The following is an 18,432-nucleotide window of genomic DNA, read 5'->3' as shown; positions in this document are numbered from 1 at the left end:
GTGTTTGTTTTTTGTATAATAGTTCACACTCTTTATGATCTTATTATATTAAAAAGATGATATTCTTAAAACAAAATAACATTTAAAATCAATTAGATGTATTTTAAAAATCTTTTAAAACCTATATATTAATCATGTATCTACAGTTTAAATTTCAAATTTATAAAAAAAGAGCAATAAATGCTCTTTTAAAATATTAATTGCTCAGATTTAAACCACAAAATCATCACCTAAATAAACCTTACGTACTTGTTCATTATCTAGTATCTCTTGTGGAGTACCCTCTGCTATCACAGAACCTTCACTCACAATATAAGCTTTCTCACAAATCGCAAGTGTTTCGCGAACATTATGATCAGTAATTAAAACACCAATTCCACGGTCTTTTAATGTTTGAATAATATCCTTAATGTCACCAACAGAAATTGGATCTACTCCAGCAAAAGGTTCATCGAGTAACATAAATTTAGGATCAGCAGCTAATGCACGAGCAATTTCTGCTCTACGGCGTTCACCACCAGAAACACTCATGCCTAATGAGTCTTTAATATGACTAATCTTGAAGTCATTCAATAATTCAGTCAGTCTTTGCTGACGTTGCTGCTTATTCAAATCTTTACGCGTTTCTAAAATTGCCATAATGTTTTCAGCAATTGTAAGTTTTCTAAAGATCGATGCTTCTTGAGGTAAGTAACCAATTCCTTTACGGGCACGCTCATGCATTGCAAGATCAGATAGATCCAAATTATCTAGATGAATCTCACCTTTATCCATACGGACAAGACCGACCACCATATAGAAACTTGTTGTCTTTCCAGCACCATTTGGACCGAGTAAGCCTACAATTTGCCCACTTTGCATGGTAAAGGAAACATCTTTTACCACCCAGCGTTTACTGTAATTTTTAGCTAAATGCTTAATACATAGTGTTTGCACAGATTGATCCATTAATCACGTGCTCCTGGAAAACTTTTAGTACTGGTCGGTGGAATAATAATTTGAACTCGATTAGATGAAGAACCTTGAGCTTCTACATCGCCCTTGTTCATACTATATTTTAAGCTATTACCACGTATGCTTGAGCCATCTTGATAAAGATAAGCTTTGCCTGTTAATGTCAAAATTCCAGTCTCGGCATTATAAACAATGGTCTGAGCCTCTCCTCTTGCCAGTCCTTTATTAGAATCAATTTGCTGTTGAAATTTTGCTAACTGACCTTTAGCAGTAATGGTCTGAATTTCTTTTTTGGCACTTAATGTAGCAACAATAGAATCAGCTTGTAATTTCATTGTTCCTTGTTCAATGACTACATTACCCGTATAGGTTGTAATGCCTGTTTTATCGTTATATGTCGCACGATCAGCAACCAATGATAATTGTTGATTACGATCTGAAGGCAGAGCAAAACTTGTGACTGAAGTTAATGCTAAAGCAGTAACGCAAACAACTTGTTTTAGGAAAGCTGGACGAAATTTGGTATTAAGAAGTTGGCGCATACTTTCCTCGAACTTTAAAAAATTCATATTGACCATTATTTAAATTTGCTTTTAAACCTTGACTTACAAACTCAGCACTAGGAGATTGAACGATGACTTGATGTTGAGTTTCTAATTCTCTTGTTTTTGGATAACCTGTAAGTTCATCAGTAAGAAATTCCATTTTGCCTTGGTCAGATAAACTCGTTGCAACCACATTACCCGTTAGTATAACTTTAGTATTATCATTAAACGTATTTGCTTGTTTTGCATAAAAAGTTGCATCCGCTTTTCCATTTTTATACATGACAGCATTTAGCTGATCGAGCTGAGATGTTTTCAGTTGCATATTTTGTTGTAACTGTTTCACTTCAGCACGAATATATAAATTACCTTGCTCATCTGTTTGTGTAAGATGAACACCCTGCGCTGAATACGTCATATTTTTCGACGATTCGACATCTAGCTTTTTTGCTTTGCCACTGTAATAGTAATAACCACCACTCAAAGCAGCAACCGAAACAGCGACAACATATAAAACTTTGGTATCCATATACAGGGTTACCTAACCTTTGAGTGATAAGTATATTAATGTGGTACAGCTAAGTATTTTGCAAGTAGCTCTTGGTAAACACCTTTTGCCATCAACAGCATATCGCATACTTCTCGTACAGCTCCACGCCCACCCATTGCCTGAGTGACTAAGTCAGCACGACGACGAACTTCATCATGTCCATTTGGAACTGTAATACTCATTCCAGCAATTGCAAAAGCGGATAAATCTGGCCAATCATCACCCATATACAAACAATCTTCAGGTAAAAGATTTAATTGTGCACACGCTTCACGTAAAGCTGTTCCTTTATCTTCCCTGCCTTGGAAAACAAGATCTACCCCTAAATCAGACATACGTTTTTCAACAATATTACTTTTACGTCCAGTGATAATAATAACTTTAAGACCAGCTTGCTGAACTAATTTCATACCTAATCCATCTCGAATATCGAATGATTTAATTTCATCACCAGCATTGGTTAAAGTGACAAAGCCATCGCTTAAGATACCATCCACATCAAGCACGAGAGCTTGTAAATGACGTGCTTGTTCTTGTAAAGCATAAGATGCCATGGCTTAATTTACTCCCGCCTGAATAAGGTCATGCATACTGATCACACCAATCACTTTATTAGCATCATCAACAACAACAAATTGATTAATTTTTCTCTCATGCATTTTTTCTAATGCTTCAACCGCTCGGGCTTCTTGAGATATGGTTAATGGATTCTTGGTCATTACTTTTTCAACAAGCAGATTCACATCAAAACCTTGTTGCTGATCAATCATTCGACGTAAGTCACCATCGGTAAAAATACCTAATAAGATATCATTTTCATCAACGACTGTTGTTAAACCTAAACGCTTATCTGAGATTTCATACAACACCTTATTCATTGGTGTTTCGGGCTTCACTTTTGGAAGTTCATCACCTGTATGCATTAAGTGTTTAACATGTAATAGTAATCTTTTACCAAGTGCACCGGCTGGATGAGAACGCGCAAAATCGTCAGCAGTAAAACCACGTGCTTCTAACAAAGCCACCGCTAAAGCATCACCTAGCACCAAAGTCGCTGTCGTACTTGAGGTAGGCGCTAAACCTAAAGGACAAGCCTCATCCGCCAAGCCCAACGTCAAAGCCACATCAGCATTTTGTGGCATCGGACCTTTTTCATCACGACTAATCGTAATTAAAGGCACACCCAGATGCTTGATCAATGGCATGAGCATCATAATTTCATCACTCTTACCAGAGTTTGAAATTGCAATCAGCACATCACCTCGAACCAACATACCTAGATCACCATGCCCAGCTTCACCTGGATGCATGAAAAATGAAGGTGTACCTGTAGATGCAAAAGTCGCAGCCATTTTACGACCAATATGCCCTGACTTTCCCATCCCCGTTACAACAACTCGACCTGAGCACTGCAATAAAATTTCACAAGCTTTATCAAATCGATGATCAATTTGTGCAGCGAGTACGTCAAGCGCCTGTTGTTCGACACGCAATGTTTCTAATGCGCTTTTTTGGAAATCTATGGTTTGTGACATATGAGTTTGACTCAAAATAGTACTCTATCCACTTGATGATGGATGATTTTAAGCGAAATAATTGTGGAGATTCTAGCACAACTGTAAGTTATGCACGTTTCCAAATGTATAAGATTGCATAGAAAATGAAGAGATAATATCTCAGTGATTGGACAAATCTTTAGCAGATATAACAATAGAATTTAGATAATAATAACCAGTATGCTCAGAATAATACTATCCAAATAGCTCATATTTACATATCAAAAATTTTAAAGACTAATGGATAGCAAACAATATTTTTATCTAGACAACTTTATGAAAAAAGATGCATACGTTATGATGTAACGCTAATTTTGTAGAGTGTTTGAAAACCCTTATGCAACCTTTTGTTTTATATAACTCTGAGCAACGTAAAAAAGTTGAATTTGTCCCACGCAAAGAAGGACAAATCGATATGTATGTCTGTGGTATGACTGTTTATGATTACTGTCATATCGGGCACGCTCGAGTTATGGTTGCATTTGACTACATTATCCGCTTCTTGCGTAGCCAAGGTTGGAAGGTACGTTATATCCGTAACATTACCGACATTGATGACAAAATCATCGCACGTGCTAATGAAAATGGCGAAACCATTCAACAACTTACTGCTCGATTCATTGAAGCAATGAATGAAGATGCAGCCAACTTAGGATGCGCAGCGCCAGACGAAGCGCCTAAAGCGACTGAATATATAGATCAAATGCAAAGCATGATCAGCAATTTAGTCGATAAAGGTGCTGCATACCCTGCGACTAATGGCGATGTATATTTTGAAGTCACTAAATTCGACAAATATGGTCGCTTATCAGGTCGAAAATTAGATGATATGCAAGCAGGTGCTTCAGAGCGTGTCGACGTTGAAGTTGAAAAGAAACATCCTTTTGACTTTGTGCTTTGGAAACATGCCAAGGAAAATGAACCAGCTTGGGCTTCGCCTTGGGGCAATGGTCGTCCAGGTTGGCATATTGAATGCTCTGCAATGTCGACATGCTGCTTAGGTAATCATTTTGATATTCATGGTGGCGGTTCGGATCTGATGTTCCCTCATCATGAAAATGAAATTGCGCAAAGCGAAGCTTCAACAGGTGAACAATATGTAAACTATTGGATGCATGTTGGTTTCATCAATGTTGATGGTGAAAAAATGTCTAAATCTTTAGGCAACTTCTTTACCATTCGTGATGTTATGGAGAAGTTTCACCCTGAGGTGATACGTTATTTTATTGTGTCATCACATTATCGTAGCCCTGTTAACTTTTCTGATGTCGCATTAAAAGAAGCTAAGACAGCATTGAGCCGTTTCTATCATTCATTTAAAGCCTATCAGCAAGTCTACGGTCAAAAAACGGTTGAAGCTTTAGATCAAGACTTTGTTGCACGCTTCAATAATGCAATGTGTGACGATTTCAATACTGCTGAAGCAATGGCTGTTCTATTTGAACTGAATAAAGAGTTAAATCGTGCTGTAAAAGAAGAACAAGCTGATCAAGCTACTATTTTTTATTCGACATTACGTTATTTGACCAACATTCTTGGTCTTGTACGGCATGATGTTGAAGAATTTTTAAAATCTGACATCGGTCAAGAGGCACTAACTCTTTCCGATACAGAAATTGAAGATTTTATTCAACAACGTGTTGATGCAAAAAAAGCGAAAGATTTTGCAAAAGCGGATGGTATTCGCCAATCTTTGTTAGATCAAGGTGTTGTTTTAGAAGATACTCGCCAAGGTACAATCTGGCGTCGTGCTGATTAATTAAACACTTAGCAGCATAGAGAGTTGACAGTTTTATTAAACTCTCTATAATGCGTTCGTATTGCGGGAATAGCTCAGTTGGTAGAGCATAACCTTGCCAAGGTTGGGGTCGGGAGTTCGAGTCTCCTTTCCCGCTCCAGATTCAAAAAAAGCACTTATCGAAAGATAAGTGCTTTTTTCTTAGCCTAAATACATCAAATGATTATATTTCAAAATAAATAACCTCTTAAATATTAAAGTCTAAAGTTAAGCTCTCACGCCAAAAACACCAGTCTTTAAATAGAGTTTTATATCAATTACTTATTATTTTTAGCTCAACTTTTTTTCACTATTAATATAAATGCAACCCAAATAAACTTAAACAAGCAAAGCTTTACTAAAAGTTAAACAACTCCCACAGTCGATGACTACACTTTATTGATTATTTTTCATAACTTAGGTATCGATCTTTTTTACAACAAGGTTCATTGAAAATGAAAAAATCATTAATTGCTCTTTCAATTGCTTCTATTTTTCTTGTAGCGTGTAGCAAAACTGAGAATAAAAAAACTGAAGAACAAACACCTGCCGTAGCAACAAGTGAAGCTGCGTCAGAAGCAACAATTGCAGATAATGCTCACACTGCTGAAAATGCCTTAGACTGGAATGGCACCTATAAAGGTATATTACCATGTGCTGACTGTGAAGGTATTGAAACTGAATTAGAGCTTAATTCAGATAAAACTTATGAAATCAAAGAAACTTATCTTGGTAAAGGCGATGGCAAACCATTTGAAAGCAAAGGTAGCTTCAAATTTGACATTAAAAACCCATCTATTATTGAGTTAGATAAAGCGGGTGATAGCCGAAAATATTTTGTTGCTGAAGGTTATTTAAAAACACTAGATTTGGAAGGTAAAGAAATTACTGGTGAATTAGCTGATAAATATCAACTTAAAAAAGAAGCAGAATAGTCTTTTGAATTTTAAATGCTCGCGATAGCGAGCATTTTTATTATGCATATAAAAAACCCTGCTTTAGCAGGGTTTTTTTAAATCAATTCATGGCTTAGTGAGCTGAGAATTGGTTCATTGTGTTTTTAGCATCATCGTGCGCTTTAAGAGCGTTATCACCAGAGAAGATTTCTTTGTGATCATCACCGATGTCCGAACCAGCCATTGCTTGGTGTTTAACACAAGCGATACCACCACGGATTTCTTTACGTTGTACGCCAGCAACATAAGCCAACATACCTTCAGAACCGAAGTAACCTTGTGCAAGCTCATGAGTAGAAAGAGCAGCAGTATGGTAAGTCGGAAGTGTGATCAAGTGATGGAACACACCAGCTTCACGAGAAGCATCAGCTTGGAATGTACGTACTTTCTCATCAGCATCAGCAGCTAATTCAGTAGCATCGTACTCAGCGCTCATTAACTTAGCACGGTCGTATGCAGAAACGTCTTTACCTTCAGCAACCCAACGGTCGTAAGCTTGTTGACGGAAGTTTAAAGTCCAGTTGAATGATGGGCTGTTGTTGTAAACAAGCTTAGCATTAGGAACTGTTTCACGTACACGGTTAACCATGTGAGCGATTTCTTCAACGTTTGGAGTCGCAGTTTCGATCCAAAGAAGATCTGCACCATTTTGCAGGCTAGATACACAGTCAAGTACAACACGGTCAATTTGAGTGTCAGCACGGAACTGATACAAACCAGAAGCTAAACGCTTAGGACGGTGTAATTTACCATTACGTTTGATCAAGATTTCGTCTTCTTGAGCATCAGCAATGTCAATTTCAACTGTATCTAAGAAACCGATATATTGAGAAGCAATGTCACCTGGCTCTTTAACCACTGGGATTTTTTGAGTCAAGTCAGCGCCTTCAGAGTCAGTACGCGCAACGATGATACCGTCATCAAGACCCATTTCTAAGAATGCATAACGTAAAGCATGGATTTTAGAGATAAAGTCTTCGTGTGGAACAGTTACTTTACCAGCTTGGTGACCACATTGTTTCGCATCAGATACTTGGTTTTCAATTTGAAGCGCACAAGCACCAGCTTCGATCATTTTCTTAGCAAGTAAGTAAGTCGCTTCTTCGTTACCGAAACCAGCGTCGATGTCAGCAATAATTGGCACAACGTGAGTTTGGAAACCATCGATTTGAGCTGTGATTTCAGCTGCTTTAGCAGTATCACCAGCTTCGTTTGCTTTTTTAAGCGCACGGAACAAATCGTTAAGTTCTTTCGCATCAGCTTGACGTAAGAATGTATAGATTTCTTCGATCAATGCAGGAACAGAAGTTTTTTCATGCATTGATTGGTCAGGAAGTGGACCAAATTCTGAACGAAGTGCAGCAACCATCCAACCAGAAAGGTAGATATAACGGCGCTCAGTTGTACCAAAGTATTTTTTGTTCGCAATCATTTTTTGTTGCGCGATAAAACCGTGCCAGCAACCTAATGATTGAGTATATTTGCTAGAATCAGCATCATAAGCAGCCATATCACGACGCATAATCGCAGCTGTATATTTAGCAATGTCTAAACCAGTTTTGAATTGGTTTTGCATTTGCATACGCGCAGCATCTTCTGGGCTAATATCGCGCCAAGTGTTGCCGAATTTTGCTTTTAATTCGCGGATTGCATCAATCGCTGTTTGATATGTAGACATGATATATTCCTTTTGAGGATAGGCATCGAATGATCGCTAAAAATCGTGATTTTATGTAGTCTAGATTTCAAGCACTTCATCAACATGTTTCACAGCTTAGTCTTTGCCAACAAATTTATCCAATATTCTAGGTTAATCTTCAGTATTTTCTTATGAAATATAGGAGTTAATCACATTTCTGCCGCAAAGAATACAACGCAAATATTTGTTTTTTAAATAAATTTAATCAAATTCAATTATTTAAAAAATAATCAAATTAATTTTTTAAATTATCAACTGATCAGTTCAAAGCTTTAAACACCATCAAAATAGAGTTTGAATTTGATCAAATTGACCAATGCTTATCTGATCATTTTTTATTATTCTTCAAAGATTAGATCTTGCATTTTTATGGACAAATTCTCCATAAATTCAATGATTGGCTTGGTACAATTTTTCAACTTACCACCCTATTTTTATGTCGTATTAAGTTACACAAATGGCTCTAGATATGGCATAATTCAAGACAATTCAAGAATTTTATTTTCGGTATTTTTTTTATGAATCTGGAGCGGGTCGATCTCAATTTATTAATTTATCTTGATGTACTTCTTCGTGAAAAAAATGTCACAAGAGCAGCGGAACAATTAGGGGTAACCCAACCTGCGATGAGTAATATTTTACGCCGTTTGCGTAATTTATTTAACGATCCGCTTTTGATTCGCTCTTCTGAAGGGATGACACCGACTGAACGTGCATTAGAATTACAGCCTCGTATTCGTGATGCATTATCAGATCTTTCCATGATTCTTGAGCCACGAACTGAATTTAGACCTTATACCAGTACGCGTGTTTTCCGCATCATGACTTCAGATTATGCTGAAGCAACCCTAGTACCTCGTCTTGTAAAAGCTCTTCGCTCTGAAGCACCAAATGTTGTTCTCGACTTTTTAACACCAAGTGATGTGTCCTATCGTGATATGGAACAAGGTAAAGTTGATTTAGCAATTAACCGTTTTAATGAAATTCCTCAAAGTTTTCATCAAGTTCTGGTATGGCGCGATAGCTTTAGTTGCATCTTGAATGATAAACACCCTGCTGTTACGCATCTAAACCTTAAAAGTTATTTAGATGCACAACATATATGGGTATCAAAAACAGGAATGGGCGTTGGCTTTGGCGTAAATCCAGACAAACAAGCTGGTTTAGGCTGGATCGATCAAGCTTTAGAACGAATTGGTCAACGTCGTAAAATTTCAGTTTTTACACGTCATTATCAAATGCCAGCACTATTAGCGCAAAATGTTGATTTAATTGCAACATTACCTACACGTATGGCTCGACTACAAGCACAGAATCCTCGATTATTAATCAAAGATCCTCCTTTTTATATTCCTGAATTTGAATTAAAAATGGCTTGGTGTCCTTTGCTTCATCATCATCCTGCTCATCGCTGGTTACGTCAGCTTATTTTATTCGTTGCTCGACAAATGATTGAAGAAGAAAATCGTGAGTTCCTTACCAACAATTCACAATTTCCTCAATTCCAAAATGTTAGTTTGTAAATCTACCAAAACCCTTTCGGATATGCTTGTTTCATAAGCAAAATTGTTATTCTGAGGTAATACCCAATTACCTCATTCTTTTTTTTGTGTTACAACATATTCATAATAAATGATGTACCACAGGTGATGTGTGAGTCTCTTTCAAAATATTATTATTATTATGCTGCTTATTTCAGCGGCAGGCTTTTTATCACTTACAGAAATTGCACTGGCAGGCGCTCGGAAAGTTAAATTAAAAATCTTAGCCGAATCTGGTGAAATACGTGCCCAAAAAGTTTTAGATCTTCAAGAACAATCTGCTGACTTCTTTGCAGCTTCACAAATTGGCTTAAATGCTGTTGCGATTCTTGGCGGTATTTTAGGTGAAGCCGCTTTTCGTCCATTTTTTGTAGAAATGATCAAAGGTTTTTATGCTGGTCCTTGGTTAGAAACCATTGGTTTTGCACTGTCCTTTACTATGGTCACGTCACTATTCATTTTATTTGCTGATTTGATGCCAAAACGCTTGGCAATGATCGCTCCGGAAAAAATTGCAATTAGCGTTATTGATCCCATCCAAGTTTTTATAAAGGTTTGTAAACCTTTGGCTTGGGGAATTAATGCGATTGCAAACTTGTTATTTCGCTTATTTAAAGTAAATACAATTCGTGATGACAACATCACCTTTGATGATATTTCAGCGGTAATGGATGCAGGTGCTCAAGCGGGTGTTTTGCAAAAACAAGAACACCACTTTATTGAAAACGTTTTTGAACTTGAAGAAAGAACAGTTCCATCAAGCATGACCACGCGTGAAAATGTGGTTTATTTTACACTTAAAGAAAATGAAAGTAGTATTCGCCAAAAACTCGCTGAATATCCTTATTCAAAATTTTTAGTCTGTAATGAACATATTGATCAAGTCATTGGTTATGTCGATACCAAAGATATTTTAGTCCGTATCTTAAATAATCAATCTCTACTTCAACTCAATGAATCTACAATCCGCACCGTCTTAATCATTCCTGATACCTTAACTTTATCCGAAGTACTTGATCGTTTTCGCTCTACCAAAGAAAAGTTTGCAGTCGTTATTAACGAATATGCTCTAGTTGTTGGAGTGATTACCTTAAGCGACATTATGATTACAGTGATGGGTGATTGGGTTACGCCTATGGAAGAAGACCTACAAATCATTAAACGTGATAATCATTCTTGGCTCATCGATGGAAGTACACCAATTGAAGACGTTAAACATGTCTTAGAAATTGAAGAATTTCCAGAAAATGAAAATTATGAAACAATCGCAGGTTTCATCATGTACCGTCTACGCAAAATCCCTCGCCCTGCCGATGCTGTTGAATACGCAGGATTTAAGTTTGAAGTTGTAGATATTGATCATTATAAAATTGACCAACTACTTGTCACTCAAATTATGCCAAATCTTGATAATGACTCACCTCCACCCTCAGAATCTTAAAAGGCAATTTGATATTTAACCTTTTAATTTTATTGAATATTATCTTTTTCCAACAGTATTTTATAAAAATTGAAATATCATCTTATCAACGATATTTAGTATTACAATCTATTTATTCGATATGAAAAAAACGCCTAATTATATTAGGCGTTTTTTAATTTGAAGCATTCATTCTTTAGAAAACAAACGCATCTTAAAACTTATGCATTTGTTTCAGCTGGAATTTTTGTATAGCTTACGCCACACATTTGTTCAGCGATACGTAATACTTGGCAGCTATAGCCCACTTCATTATCGTACCAAACATAAGCTGTTAAACGTGTACCAGAAGTAATTGTCGCTTGCGCATCAAACACACCCGCAGTACGTGAACCAATAAAGTCACTTGATACAACTTCAGTAGAATTGGTGTAACCAATCTGACCTTGCAGGCTAGAGTTGATTGAGATTTGGCGAATGTATTCATTCACTTCTTCACGATCAACTTCTTTCTCTAAGTTTAAGTTCAAGATTGCAAGCGAAACGTTTGGTGTAGGAACACGTACAGAGTTACCTGTCAATTTACCTTTAAGACCTGGTAATGCTTTAGCAACCGCTTTAGCAGCACCAGTTTCTGTAATTACCATGTTCAATGTTGCCGCACGACCACGACGATCTGCTTTGTGGTAATTATCAATAAGGTTTTGGTCATTAGTGAACGAGTGAACAGTTTCAACATGACCATTTAATACTTTGTATTTGTCGTCTAAAACTTTTAATACAGGTGTAATTGCATTGGTTGTGCAGCTTGCAGCAGAGATGATTTTGTCTTCATCTAAGATGTCAGTGTTGTTCACACCAAATACAACGTTTTTCATCTCACCTTTACTTGGTGCAGTCAATACCACACGTGCAACGCCTGCACATTTCAAGTGTTGGCTTAAACCTTCAGCATCACGCCATTTGCCTGTATTGTCGATCAAAAGCGCATTTTCAATACCGTAAGCTGTATAATCCACTTCGCTTGGGCTTGAAGCATAGATCACTTTGATGAATTGACCATTTGCAATGATTGCTTCGTTTTCTTCATCAACAGAAATCGTACCATCAAAAGTACCGTGAATAGAGTCACGACGTAATAATGAAGCACGTTTCGCTAAATCACCATCAGATGATTTACGAACGACAATTGCTTTAAGGCTTAAACCACGACCTAAACCAGATTGGCTAATGATTAAACGCGCTAAGATACGACCGATACGACCAAAACCGTAAAGAACAACATCTTTTGGTTGTTCAGTTTTCGCTTTACCTTCGATTGATTCCACTGCTTTTGCAACAAAAGCGTCTACATCACCACCTTGATTTTTATATTCAACAGCAAGCTTACCGATATCAACTTCAGCAGAACCGATGTTTTCAACTTTCATCAATGCTTCCAAAATTGGGAAGGTATGAACAACTGAAAGTTCCACGTCAAGCATGCGTGTACGGCGATGTGATTTTAAAATTTGGATTACTGAACGGTTTATTAAAGAACGACCGTAAACAGAAACAACAATATTTTTCTCACGGTATAATTGACCAATCAAAGCAATCATACGTTCCGCGATTTCTTCACGGTTTTTCCAACGGCCTTGATGTTCTGCGTGTAGGGCAACGATAGTGTCTTTGCTCACAGTTACGTCCTCAAATTTAATATCTATACTGGGCGTGAATTTTTAAAACGCCATAATTGTAATGGAATTATCATCAAGATTGAATCAAAAGCTGTTAAACGGGCTAAGATTTTGTCCTAATTGACTATAAATTCATAAAATACCTATAATTATTTTTGTGATTTTGTATAAATTTCTTTTTTCATCATCTGTGATTTTTAAATACTCAGAATAGCTCTCATTGAACTGAACAACACCAGAAGCATAATCATGAATTTTAAAGTGTGGCTTTTACTGATCAGCATTCCATTGGCTTGTGAAGTTTCTATAGGTTTCGTTGGAATCATAGGGTTGGTATTAACAAATATCGTCTATTTCCCTATTTCTTGGCTTGGTGATCCCTTTTTTACTTGCAACAGTGAGGTTGGATGTTTTCCTAAAGATTATGGTCGCATTCTTATGTTTTTACTGATCAATCTAAGCTATTACCTCTATGCCAAATTCAAGGGCATTTAATTCATGTAGGATAGGGAAAAATGATCTTTACTCAAAATCTAATCGTCACCTAATCGCTTCGCATATTTCTCCACATTAAGTTCTAAATGCTGTTTGCGTCTTTTTTGCTGTAAGAGATGGAGTGTGCCCTCAATAACTAAAACCAATACTGCTAACCAAATAGGAATATAGGTTAACCATTCTTCAGCACCGATTTTCTCGCCTAGTAATAACGAAGCCAAAGCCAACAATACAGGCTCTAAATATCCGAGCAAGCCAAAAATAATCAGAGGTAAATAACGACTTGCTAAAATATAACTTCCAAGACCAATTGCACTTAACAACCCAAGTCCAATAACCACCCAAACTAAACTCGGATGATCTAAAAATTTTAAATAAGGCGTATCACCACTTTGTAATAAGAAAATAGCGATGGGAAGAATCAGTATTAAATCCCACCAAAAACCACCCAAATTATCTGTTTGTATTTTCTTCCTCAAAATAAAATAGGCTGCATAACCAATGGCTACAAAAGCAGTTTCCCAAGCAATGCTCCCCAAACGCCAAATCTCATGCCCTACGCCAAATACAGCTAAAAATACGGCGACATACTGAAACTTAGAAAGCTTTTCTCCGTATAAAAAACTTCCCGCAAGAACTAGAATTAAAGGTAAAAGGAAATAACCCAACGAGACTTGCAAACCACGACCATGCATCGGCCCCCATAAAAACAACCATAGCTGTGCAGATGTGAGTACAGAGGTCGTAAATAGAAGTAATAACAAACTTGGTTTCTCGATGATTCTTTTCAATATAGTCTTGATATGAACCAAATCGCCACTGAGCCACATAAAGAGCGTTAAAAACGGCAAAGTAGCGATAATCCTCCAGCCAAAAGTTTGCTCACTATCTAACTCGCCAAGCAATTGAGTGTAAAAATAAAGTACCCCAAAGGTTACAGAGGCCAAAACTGAATAAGCAATACCTTTAAACATTTTGAACCTCTAGACTTAATGTGATACTTCACAAATACTTGAATTATCCACTATATAAAAATAAAAAAACCATGCAAGCATGGTTTTCAACAAGTATATATAGTTTAACGATGTTCAGGATAAATTACGTCACTGATATCATATCCAAGTGACTTCGCGTAATTCAAGTACTCCATAATAACTTCTTTCTTAGGGTTGGGAACTCTTGAAAGTATCCATAAATATTTTCGACGAGGCTCACCGACTAAGACAGTTTGATAATCTTCATCTAACTTCAGTATCCAGTAATCACCACGACCTACTGGAATCCAACGAATACTTTCAGGTAAGAAGCTGACATTCAATTTCGTATTAAATGGTGCATTTACAACAAATGCCTCCCCCATACTCTGCTGTAAATTGCCTTCGGAATCGTAGCATTTATTATCTACAACAATATTTCCGTTTTCATTGAGTGTGTAAGTTGCTGAAATGTTGTAGGCGCATTTTCGCTCAAAATACATTGGTTTACGAGCAGCCTCATACCAAACACCTAAATATTTATCTAACTCCACTTTTTCAACAGTAGCTAATGGCTTGGATTGCGCATAAGCAATTGTTCCCGCAGCTAAACCAGTCAGAACCACACCACCGACTGCTATCTTTGCTAAACGCCAACTTGCTTTTGGGAAGTTTTTAATAAATGGCATGAGAAATCCTCAAAGCAGAAATTTGTTATAAATAGTCATATAGTTAGCTTAATAACATAGCCCAATTTATAAACAAAAACTGTTGCGATATGTATCGCCCTTAAAGATTTCTCATTTGATTCAAGATTGCAACATATAGGCCTTCATACGCACAATCTCATCACGTAATCTTGCCGCTTGTTCAAACTGTAGCTCTTTTGAAGCTTTCAACATTTCTTTTTCAAGCTTAGTAATATGTTTAGCAAATAGCTTTGGATCAGACAAAAGGTGTTGCTCATCTGCACTAATGGCTTTCGCTTGATCAAGTGCCTTTTCATCGATTTCATCATCAGACAATACTTCACCTGAATCAATTTCTTTGATCACTTGACGAACCGCACTACGCGGCGTAATTCCATGTTCAAGGTTGAATTCAATCTGTTTATTACGACGACGCTCTGTTTCATCCATCGCTTTACGCATCGAATCGGTAATACGATCAGCATATAAAATAGCTCGACCTTTGACATTACGCGCAGCTCGACCAATGGTTTGAATCAATGAACGTTCTGAACGCAAAAAACCTTCTTTATCAGCATCTAAAATTGCCACCAAAGAGACCTCTGGCATGTCTAAACCTTCTCGTAACAAGTTAATACCAACCAAAACATCATGTACGCCTGTACGTAGCTCATGGATGATCTTCACGCGTTCTACAGTATCAATATCTGAATGTAGGTAAGCGACTTTAACACCATATTCTTTTAAATATGAGGTCAGATCTTCCGCCATACGTTTCGTTAAAGTCGTGACTAATACACGCTCATTCAGTTGTTTACGGATGTTTATTTCAGATAATACATCGTCTACTTGTGTTAATACTGGACGTACTTCAATTTCAGGATCGATCAAACCCGTAGGTCGAACCACTTGTTCAACAATCTGTTCTGATTTTTCCAGTTCATAATGTGCTGGTGTCGCACTGACAAAAACGGTAGTTGGAACAATACGCTCCCACTCCTCAAATTTCATCGGACGATTATCTAAAGCACTTGGTAAACGGAAACCATAATTCACCAAATTTTCTTTGCGCGAACGGTCGCCTTTATACATCGCCCCAATTTGCGGTACAGTCACATGCGATTCATCAATAATTAATAATGCATCTTCGGGAATATAATCAAACAAAGTCGGGGGAGCTTCACCTGCTGTACGACCCGATAGATGGCGCGAATAGTTTTCAATACCATTGGTATAACCGAGCTGTTGCATCATCTCCAAATCATAACGTGTACGCTGCTCGATACGTTGAGCTTCTAATAATTTGTCATGTTCTTTGAAGAATATAAGTTGCTCTTTCAACTCATCTTTAATGGTATCAATTGCACGGGTTAAATGATCTTTAGGCGTCACATAATGACTTTTCGGATAAATCGTTACACGAGGTACTTTACGTACCAACTTTCCAGTTAAAGGATCAAACCAACGAATTGAATCGACTTCATCATCAAATAGTTCAATCCGGATCGCATCTTGATCAGATTCCGCTGGAAAAATATCAATGATTTCACCACGAATACGATATGTACCACGTAAGAACTCCAATTCATTACGGGTATATTGCATTTCAACTAAACGACGAATAATGTCATCACGGCTGACGCGATCACCTTGTACAATATGCAATAACATTTGCATATATGCGTTTGGATCACCCAAACCATAAATCGCTGAAACGGATGCAACGATAATCGCATCACGACGTTCTAATAATGCGCGTGTAGCTGATAGACGCATCTGATCGATGTGATCATTAATCGCCGAATCTTTTTCAATAAAAGTATCTGAAGACGGTACGTAAGCCTCTGGCTGATAGTAATCGTAATAACTAACGAAATACTCAACTGCATTATTCGGGAAAAACGCTTTGAACTCACCATAAAGTTGTGCAGCAAGGGTTTTGTTGTGCGCCATGACAATGGTTGGACGCTGAGTTTGAGCAATCACATTTGCCATCGTGTAGGTCTTACCCGAACCTGTTACACCCAACAATAACTGATTACGAAAACCATGCTCGATGCCACTGACAAGTTTTTCAATTGCCTGAGGTTGATCCCCTGCTGGTTGATAGTGGGTGACTAACTCAAAAGGTTGGTTTTCGCTCACAAGACTACCCTTCTAAAAATGTATCTTATTAATGGAGTCAACAGACTTAATTTGCAATTGCTTTTCTGTTCATAAGCTAAATATTAGCTTTTAAACCTAGTATTAAAACATTTAGTGCTTAGTTCACATGAAATATTTCGGTTAAATATTCACTATATTTTGTCTTTTTCTCATATTTTAGACCAATATTATTGAATTTACATGTCAAAGCGCATTACTCTACGCCTTTCAAAAATATCAAGAATTTAGAAAAATAGCTGTGAATTCATTAAATGCACAATATTTTATATTAATTGTTCCTAGCTGCCTGATTTTCATAGGTTTAGCATTTACTTTATGCCGTTTAATTTTTAAGTCCGAAGTTTTCCTATTATGGATTGGGCTTGCCTATGCTATTCCCTCGGTTGCGTTATTTGCACAATGTCTGATGTCAAATGCACAGCTAACCTTAGCAGCACCCTTCACTGGAGTTTTATACTTATTAGGTAGTTGGTTTGGCGCTTATGCAATTAGCCTTAAACTCAATCAATCATTTAATCATGTCATAGCGCTATTCATCACATTATTCACCTTATTTTCGTTAATTTATTTCTCCTATATCGAACCTCAAATATGGTTACGCCTGATTTTTCTAAATATTTCATTAGGTTTAATTGGTTTGATCATCATACCTGCGTTAATTAGACAACTACCAACAAGTCAATCATTTGATCGCTGGGTTTTGATTTTTTACTTAGCGAATGTTGGATATTCATTTGTTCGAGCAGGAATAAACTTTGGTTTTTTAGATAAGATTGATCAGTATCATTTTACGCTCACCACTTCAACTTGGTGGTTGTTAGGAATGTCCGTTAATATCATTTTGAATATTTTATTCGCCATAGTGATTAGTGGCTGCGTCATTAAAAATCTTATTCAACATTTAAATAATGAACGCCTGCATGATCCATTGACGCACTTATTAAATCGACGAGGTTTTTTTGAAAAAAGTCATAATTTAACATTTTCAAATCAATCTTATTTTTTAGTTTGCTTGGATATTGATCACTTTAAATCTGTGAATGATACATGGGGACATTATATAGGCGATCAGATTCTACAAGGCATAAGCCAAATTATGCTTCAATACAAACACCCAAATGATCTGATTGCTCGTTTTGGTGGAGAAGAATTTATTTGCCTTATTCCAGCCAAAGATGCTTCGCATGCTTTACTCCGCACACAGCGATTTAAACTACTATTTGAACAAACAACTTTTACTAAACATAATATTAAAATGACAGCAAGCTATGGTCTGACCCAGATAAAGAGCTATCAAGACTTAGAACAAGCTTTACAACGCGCCGATGATTTACTCTATCAAGCCAAGACCAATGGTCGTAATCAGATTTCTTTTGATATAGCTATTTAATGTGTGTCTTTCAATTTTATAATTGAAAAATCTCATGATGA

General features: G+C 36.9%; 15 protein-coding genes and 1 tRNA gene. 6 read left to right on the top strand and 10 right to left on the bottom strand.

All coding sequences use genetic code 11. The features are described 5' to 3' along the window. Positions 1-210 precede the first annotated feature (210 nt). From lptB to NGC85_RS06110, 5 genes are read right to left on the bottom strand one after another with little or no spacing between them, the layout of a single operon-like run. Positions 211-948 carry an LPS export ABC transporter ATP-binding protein gene (gene lptB, locus NGC85_RS06130; RefSeq protein WP_005053098.1) on the bottom strand — a complete coding sequence of 246 codons (738 nt, stop codon included), beginning with the start codon at positions 946-948 and terminating at the stop codon, positions 211-213. Then, complete coding sequence (lptA, locus tag NGC85_RS06125) at positions 948-1,496, bottom strand: lipopolysaccharide transport periplasmic protein LptA (RefSeq protein ID WP_005058122.1); 549 nt, start codon at positions 1,494-1,496, stop codon at positions 948-950. Before lptA ends, lptB begins: the two co-directional genes overlap by 1 nt. Then, positions 1,480-2,028 (bottom strand): LPS export ABC transporter periplasmic protein LptC, encoded by a 549-nt coding sequence (gene lptC, locus NGC85_RS06120; protein ID WP_005053096.1) that lies wholly within the window; start codon positions 2,026-2,028, stop codon positions 1,480-1,482. The genes lptA and lptC overlap by 17 nt, the downstream gene beginning before the upstream one ends. Positions 2,029-2,063: 35 nt before the next feature. Further along, on the bottom strand, positions 2,064-2,603 hold the full coding sequence (locus tag NGC85_RS06115; protein ID WP_005053095.1) for an HAD family hydrolase: 540 nt from the start codon (positions 2,601-2,603) through the stop codon (positions 2,064-2,066). A 3-nt stretch (positions 2,604-2,606) separates the two neighbouring features. Then, positions 2,607-3,584 carry an SIS domain-containing protein gene (locus tag NGC85_RS06110; protein WP_254805214.1) on the bottom strand — a complete coding sequence of 326 codons (978 nt, stop codon included), beginning with the start codon at positions 3,582-3,584 and terminating at the stop codon, positions 2,607-2,609. A 358-nt stretch (positions 3,585-3,942) separates the two neighbouring features. Between NGC85_RS06110 and cysS the strand changes: the two genes are divergently transcribed. The 3 genes from cysS to NGC85_RS06095 all read left to right on the top strand — a co-directional run bounded on the left by cysS (position 3,943) and on the right by NGC85_RS06095 (position 6,317). Further along, positions 3,943-5,364: a cysteine--tRNA ligase gene (cysS, locus tag NGC85_RS06105; protein WP_254805213.1), complete on the top strand. Its 1,422-nt coding sequence runs from the start codon at positions 3,943-3,945 to the stop codon at positions 5,362-5,364. 63 nt (positions 5,365-5,427) lie between these two features. Next, positions 5,428-5,503, top strand: a tRNA-Gly gene (locus NGC85_RS06100). Between the two features lie 334 nt (positions 5,504-5,837). Next, on the top strand, positions 5,838-6,317 hold the full coding sequence (locus NGC85_RS06095; RefSeq protein WP_254805212.1) for a copper resistance protein NlpE: 480 nt from the start codon (positions 5,838-5,840) through the stop codon (positions 6,315-6,317). Positions 6,318-6,411: 94 nt separating this feature from the next. Here the strand turns inward: NGC85_RS06095 and NGC85_RS06090 are convergent, their stop codons facing one another. Further along, a complete protein-coding gene (locus NGC85_RS06090; RefSeq protein ID WP_005053090.1) occupies positions 6,412-8,016 on the bottom strand; it encodes an isocitrate lyase in 1,605 nt (534 codons plus the stop codon). Between the two features lie 539 nt (positions 8,017-8,555). Here NGC85_RS06090 and NGC85_RS06085 point away from each other — a divergent pair. Then, positions 8,556-9,560, top strand: a complete 1,005-nt coding sequence (locus NGC85_RS06085; protein ID WP_005053088.1) for a LysR family transcriptional regulator — start codon at positions 8,556-8,558, stop codon at positions 9,558-9,560. 130 nt (positions 9,561-9,690) lie between these two features. After that, positions 9,691-11,019 (top strand): hemolysin family protein, encoded by a 1,329-nt coding sequence (locus NGC85_RS06080; RefSeq protein WP_254805211.1) that lies wholly within the window; start codon positions 9,691-9,693, stop codon positions 11,017-11,019. 200 nt (positions 11,020-11,219) lie between these two features. On the opposite strand, the gene NGC85_RS06075 is transcribed toward NGC85_RS06080, so the two are convergent. The 4 genes from NGC85_RS06075 to uvrB all read right to left on the bottom strand — a co-directional run bounded on the left by NGC85_RS06075 (position 11,220) and on the right by uvrB (position 16,980). Beyond that, positions 11,220-12,677 carry a glyceraldehyde-3-phosphate dehydrogenase gene (locus NGC85_RS06075; RefSeq protein ID WP_005058107.1) on the bottom strand — a complete coding sequence of 486 codons (1,458 nt, stop codon included), beginning with the start codon at positions 12,675-12,677 and terminating at the stop codon, positions 11,220-11,222. Between the two features lie 533 nt (positions 12,678-13,210). Further along, positions 13,211-14,146 (bottom strand): EamA family transporter RarD, encoded by a 936-nt coding sequence (gene rarD / locus NGC85_RS06070; protein WP_254805210.1) that lies wholly within the window; start codon positions 14,144-14,146, stop codon positions 13,211-13,213. A gap of 104 nt (positions 14,147-14,250) precedes the next feature. Further along, complete coding sequence (locus NGC85_RS06065) at positions 14,251-14,835, bottom strand: lipocalin family protein (RefSeq protein WP_254805209.1); 585 nt, start codon at positions 14,833-14,835, stop codon at positions 14,251-14,253. 120 nt (positions 14,836-14,955) lie between these two features. Beyond that, positions 14,956-16,980: an excinuclease ABC subunit UvrB gene (gene uvrB / locus NGC85_RS06060; RefSeq protein WP_254805208.1), complete on the bottom strand. Its 2,025-nt coding sequence runs from the start codon at positions 16,978-16,980 to the stop codon at positions 14,956-14,958. A gap of 259 nt (positions 16,981-17,239) precedes the next feature. On the opposite strand from uvrB, the gene NGC85_RS06055 reads away from it, so the two are divergent. Continuing rightward, positions 17,240-18,391: a diguanylate cyclase gene (locus tag NGC85_RS06055; RefSeq protein WP_254805207.1), complete on the top strand. Its 1,152-nt coding sequence runs from the start codon at positions 17,240-17,242 to the stop codon at positions 18,389-18,391. Positions 18,392-18,432 lie beyond the last annotated feature (41 nt).

Origin of the sequence: Acinetobacter sp. Z1 (assembly GCF_024296945.1) — a bacterium.
GTDB lineage: Bacteria > Pseudomonadota > Gammaproteobacteria > Pseudomonadales > Moraxellaceae > Acinetobacter > Acinetobacter beijerinckii.
This window is presented reverse-complemented; position numbering and strand designations above follow the sequence as displayed.

What these genes read in the sequence shown, in the direction of transcription:
- NGC85_RS06110 (WP_254805214.1), bottom strand. Translation starts at nt 3,584, where the DNA reads ATGTCACAAACCATAGATTTCCAAAAAAGCGCATTAGAAACATTGCGT.
- NGC85_RS06085 (WP_005053088.1), top strand. Translation starts at nt 8,556, where the DNA reads ATGAATCTGGAGCGGGTCGATCTCAATTTATTAATTTATCTTGATGTA.
- NGC85_RS06115 (WP_005053095.1), bottom strand. Translation starts at nt 2,603, where the DNA reads ATGGCATCTTATGCTTTACAAGAACAAGCACGTCATTTACAAGCTCTC.
- lptA (WP_005058122.1), bottom strand. Translation starts at nt 1,496, where the DNA reads ATGCGCCAACTTCTTAATACCAAATTTCGTCCAGCTTTCCTAAAACAA.
- NGC85_RS06065 (WP_254805209.1), bottom strand. Translation starts at nt 14,835, where the DNA reads ATGCCATTTATTAAAAACTTCCCAAAAGCAAGTTGGCGTTTAGCAAAG.
- cysS (WP_254805213.1), top strand. Translation starts at nt 3,943, where the DNA reads ATGCAACCTTTTGTTTTATATAACTCTGAGCAACGTAAAAAAGTTGAA.
- NGC85_RS06090 (WP_005053090.1), bottom strand. Translation starts at nt 8,016, where the DNA reads ATGTCTACATATCAAACAGCGATTGATGCAATCCGCGAATTAAAAGCA.
- lptC (WP_005053096.1), bottom strand. Translation starts at nt 2,028, where the DNA reads ATGGATACCAAAGTTTTATATGTTGTCGCTGTTTCGGTTGCTGCTTTG.
- rarD (WP_254805210.1), bottom strand. Translation starts at nt 14,146, where the DNA reads ATGTTTAAAGGTATTGCTTATTCAGTTTTGGCCTCTGTAACCTTTGGG.
- NGC85_RS06095 (WP_254805212.1), top strand. Translation starts at nt 5,838, where the DNA reads ATGAAAAAATCATTAATTGCTCTTTCAATTGCTTCTATTTTTCTTGTA.
- lptB (WP_005053098.1), bottom strand. Translation starts at nt 948, where the DNA reads ATGGATCAATCTGTGCAAACACTATGTATTAAGCATTTAGCTAAAAAT.